Origin of the sequence: Arthrobacter sp. SO3, assembly GCF_020532825.1 — a bacterium.
Lineage (GTDB): Bacteria > Actinomycetota > Actinomycetes > Actinomycetales > Micrococcaceae > Arthrobacter.
In genome coordinates, this window is the sequence record NZ_MQTS01000072.1 from 1 (window position 1) to 3,917 (window position 3,917).

4 protein-coding genes, 2 tRNA genes and 1 pseudogene are annotated in these 3,917 nt (G+C 69.0%); 6 read left to right on the top strand and 1 reads right to left on the bottom strand.

Going from position 1 to position 3,917, the window contains the following annotated elements; translation table 11 throughout:
• The 4 genes from BJQ90_RS07665 to BJQ90_RS07680 form a co-directional block, all read left to right on the top strand.
• A partial coding sequence (locus BJQ90_RS07665; protein WP_413463654.1) for a hypothetical protein occupies window positions 1–1,181 on the top strand: 1,181 nt, incomplete at its 5' end.
• An 85-nt stretch (window positions 1,182–1,266) separates the two neighbouring features.
• Window positions 1,267–1,668, top strand: a complete 402-nt coding sequence (gene rsfS / locus BJQ90_RS07670) for a ribosome silencing factor (protein WP_226759703.1) — start codon at window positions 1,267–1,269, stop codon at window positions 1,666–1,668.
• A 142-nt stretch (window positions 1,669–1,810) separates the two neighbouring features.
• A tRNA-Ala gene (locus BJQ90_RS07675) sits at window positions 1,811–1,883 on the top strand.
• Between the two features lie 196 nt (window positions 1,884–2,079).
• A tRNA-Ala gene (locus BJQ90_RS07680) sits at window positions 2,080–2,152 on the top strand.
• 102 nt (window positions 2,153–2,254) lie between these two features.
• On the opposite strand, the gene BJQ90_RS07685 is transcribed toward BJQ90_RS07680, so the two are convergent.
• Entirely contained in the window at window positions 2,255–2,713 is a 459-nt protein-coding gene (locus BJQ90_RS07685; RefSeq protein ID WP_226759704.1) for a DoxX family membrane protein, read from the bottom strand.
• Window positions 2,714–2,800: 87 nt separating this feature from the next.
• Here BJQ90_RS07685 and BJQ90_RS07690 point away from each other — a divergent pair, with 87 nt between their 5' ends.
• Window positions 2,801–3,154, top strand: a complete 354-nt coding sequence (locus BJQ90_RS07690; protein ID WP_226759705.1) for a zinc ribbon domain-containing protein YjdM — start codon at window positions 2,801–2,803, stop codon at window positions 3,152–3,154.
• A gap of 5 nt (window positions 3,155–3,159) precedes the next feature.
• Window positions 3,160–3,917, top strand: a pseudogene (locus BJQ90_RS07695) (NAD(P)-binding domain-containing protein); the annotation flags it as partial.

The following is a 3,917-nucleotide window of genomic DNA, read 5'->3' on the forward strand; positions in this document are numbered from 1 at the left end:
CTCCTGGGGGCATGCCCCCCGCCGGCACGGTGGACCCCGGTGAGCCGACCGAGGCTGAAGTCACCGGCCGCCGCCGGATTCCCGGACCCGCGGACGCCATCCGCAGCACCCCCGGCTCCGAGCGGTCATCGCAGGTCCGCGCCCGGGACCGCGCCACCCTGCGCACCATCAAGGAACTCGCCGAAAAAGAGGGCAATCTCGCCGGCGGCGGGCCCCCCACCCGGCGCCAGCTCCGGCTGCTGCAGCTGGCCGCGGAAACGGCCCCGGCAACCTCCGCCAACCTGATCGTTCCCGCCTCGCCGCGGACCCGAGCCACCCCGGTCGTTCCCCGGCCAGGCAAGGGCCCGGCTGCGCAGCCGGGAGTTGCGCCCTCTCCGGCTTCTGCTGCCAGCGCCAAGGCCCCCGGGCAGACGGCCGACGGCGCCCCCGCCGGACCGTCCGGCCAGGGTCCCGAGGGCATGACCGTGGAACAGGCACTGGCCGCCCGGGAACTCCTGGCCCAGCAGGCCAAGAACCAGCTGGCCAAGATGGACCACATCAACGCAACCGATCCCGACGCCGTCGATCCGGGCGTGCTCGCGGAGCAGATCGCCCTGGCCGAGCGGGCCGCCGTGCTGAACCGCCGGGCCGCCGCCAAGCAGAAGCTGGCCGAGCAGAACAGCAAGCCGGAACCAGCGCGGAATGATCCGACCACCGCCAACAACCTGGCCATGGTCACCCCCCTGGAATTCGTCCAGGTCCCCGGCGTGGAGCGGCCCGTCATGAAGCGCCCTGCCACGTCCTACGTTCCGGTGGTGACCAATTCGGGTCCCCGGGTTGAGTCGCCCCGGAAGTCCGGCAAGCGCCCTCCGGCGTCTTCGCGCCAGCGGGGTGCAGGCTCCACGGCCGGCCGCGCCGAAGTGTTGGCCCGCGCCGAGGCCGTAGCCCTGGCGGCCGCCGGACCTGAGGCATCAGCGCCGCCCGCAGCGGCGAACCCGGCCCCGGCCCGGTCCGAAGATGACTTCGCCGGCAGGGCACCCGTCGCGGCGAATGCCGCGTACGGCCTTGAACCTCTGGACGCGGCCACCGCCGGCCTCGGCAGGGCACGCCGTCTCCGCATGGTTCAGTTGGCGGTACTGGCCCTTGGCCTGATTGCACTGATCGCCGGCATCACGCTGATCATCTCCGGCCTTTCCGGCTAGCTGGCCCCGTATGGTCCGCTGCCCTGGCGAACGGCCTCTCCACGCATTTCCACACACAAGCTTTTTCACCCCAACAAGGAGTCCCGTGACTGCAACAGAATCATCCATCGCCACAGCCCGCCACGCCGCCCGAGCCGCCGCGGAGAAACTTGCCGAGGACATCATTGCGATGGACGTCAGCGAGCGTCTGGCCCTGGCCGACATCTTCCTGATCGCGTCGGCACCGTCCGAGCGCCAGGTCAACGCCATCGTCGACGGCATCGAGGAGGAACTCTCCAAGTTCGACCTCAAGCCGATCCGCCGCGAAGGCCGCTCCGGCGGCCGCTGGGTCCTGCTGGACTATGGCGACATCGTCATCCACGTCCAGCACGAGGAAGACCGGGTCTTCTACGCGCTGGAGCGTCTCTGGAAGGACTGCCCCGTCGTGGACCTGCAGCTCGGGGACGACACCTCGGCGAAGGCAGCGGCCGCAGCCGATTCGGAGTAACAGCCGGCAGGCAAAAGCGGAATATGCCCGATTTGGAATTTTCCGAAAGGCTGTTCTAAGATATTTGAGTTGCTTCGGAGAGATCCGGACAAAGAGCCGGAGCCGAAAGCGTTAGCTGGAGGGTTCGGAGCAACGAAAATTCGGGGCTGTGGCGCAGCTGGTAGCGCACCTGCATGGCATGCAGGGGGTCAGGGGTTCGAGTCCCCTCAGCTCCACCGGATAATCCGCCGGAATCGAAAGATTCCGGCGGATTTTTTTCGATCCGGTGCCGGAGGCCGGAAGAAACCGGTGTCCCGGGGCTTTTGTCCCGGACCGGCGCGCCGATTCGCGTGAACCGGAATTGTGGTTTAAGATAAACAGGTTGCTTCAGGGAATACCGTCCTTCGCAGGACGGTTTCCGCTGGCAAATTCGGGGCTGTGGCGCAGCTGGTAGCGCACCTGCATGGCATGCAGGGGGTCAGGGGTTCGAGTCCCCTCAGCTCCACCGAAGAGGCCCTGCTCATTGAGCAGGGCCTCCTTTTTCGTTGCATGAGTTTTGCGGAGCCCCGCCGGCCGGGCAGCGGGTCACGTACGGGCCCGCAGCGGATCACTTGCCGGTTCGCCGGCTTTCGCGCCAGGCCTGCCACGCGCCTGTGGACCACAGGGCCCACAGCACCAGCACCGGCTGGAAGAGCAGACGGATTCCACGGCTCAGGTCCGAATTGAGGCCAAACGAATTGGTGCCCGTGGCGAACTGCGAGATGTTGCCCGGGAAGACCGCCACGAAGAAGGCGGCAACAATCCAGCCGAGGGCCACCCGGCGCCGCCTGAGCAGCAGCAGGCCCACGCCGAGGGCGATCTCCACCAGCCCGGACGCGACCACGACGAAGTCCCTGTCCAGCGGCAGCCAGGGCGGCACCTGCGCGTAGAAGGCCTCCCGGTTCCAGCTGAGGTGGCTGACGCCGGCCAGGACCAGGAAGCCGCCCAGCAGCAGCCTGCCCGCGGTCCGCCGGCCACGGCGCAGCCTGGAACCGGCGTGGTGGGACTGAACCGGGGTGTCGGCCATGAGGCGCCGCCTTCGCTGGGGGAGAGGCCAGTTTAGCAATGCAGCCGCGCGGGCCCGGGCCCCGCCCGCTCGACTAATATTGGGGGCGTGAATGAGACCCTGCCCCCGTGCCCCGAGTGCTCCAGCGAATACACCTACGAGATGGGGGCGCTCCTGGTCTGCCCGGAGTGCGCGCATGAGTGGTCACCGGTGCTGGAGGCAGAGTCCGGCGACCAGGAACCCAAGCCGATCAAGGACGCCGTCGGCAACATCCTCGCCGACGGGGACACCGTCACGGTCATCAAAGACCTCAAAATCAAAGGCAGCTCCACCGTGATCAAGGTCGGCACCAAGGTCCGGGGCATCCGGCTGGTCAACGGCGTCGGAGACCACGACATCGACTGCAAGGTCGACGGCGTCGGTCCCATGCAGCTGAAATCCAGCGTGGTCAAGAAGATCTGACCGGCATGTCCGCAGGGATCGAGGGCGGGGTCCGGTCCGCCGACGTCGTGGTCATCGGCGCCGGCCAGGCCGGGCTCTCCGCCGCCTACCACCTGCAGCGCCGGGGCTTGGCCCCGGCCGGGACCGGACCCGAAGACCGGGACCCGGCCGGCGGCCCGGCCCACAGCTACATTGTCCTCGACGCCGAGGACGGCCCCGGCGGGGCCTGGCGCCACCGCTGGAAGAGCCTCCTGATGGCCACCGTGAACGGCATCAGCGACCTGCCCGGCATCCCGCAACCCGCCGTCGACCCGAAGGAAGCCAGCTCAAGCTTCCTGACCCGCTACTTCGCGGGTTACGAAGACCAACTCGCGCTGGCCATCGAACGACCCGTCAGGGTCCGGGCCGTCTCCCGGGAGGACAACGACCCGGGCGGCCGGCTGCGGATCACCACCTCCCGCGGCGCCTGGTCCGCACGGGCCATCATCAACGCCACCGGCACCTGGACCCGGCCGTTCTGGCCAAGCTACCCGGGCCAGGCCGGCTTCCGCGGGCGGCAACTGCACGTCGCGGATTACGTCTCCGCCGAGGAGTTCCGCGGCCGGCACGTGAGCGTGGTCGGTGGCGGCATCTCCGCCGTCGGCCTGCTCGATGAAATCTCCCGCGTCACCAGCACCAGCTGGTTTACCCGCCGGGAACCGGTCTGGCGGGACGCCGCCTTTGATCGGAAGGCCGGGCACGACGCCGTCGCCCTCGTCGAGGAGCGCGTGCGGCAGGGGCTCCC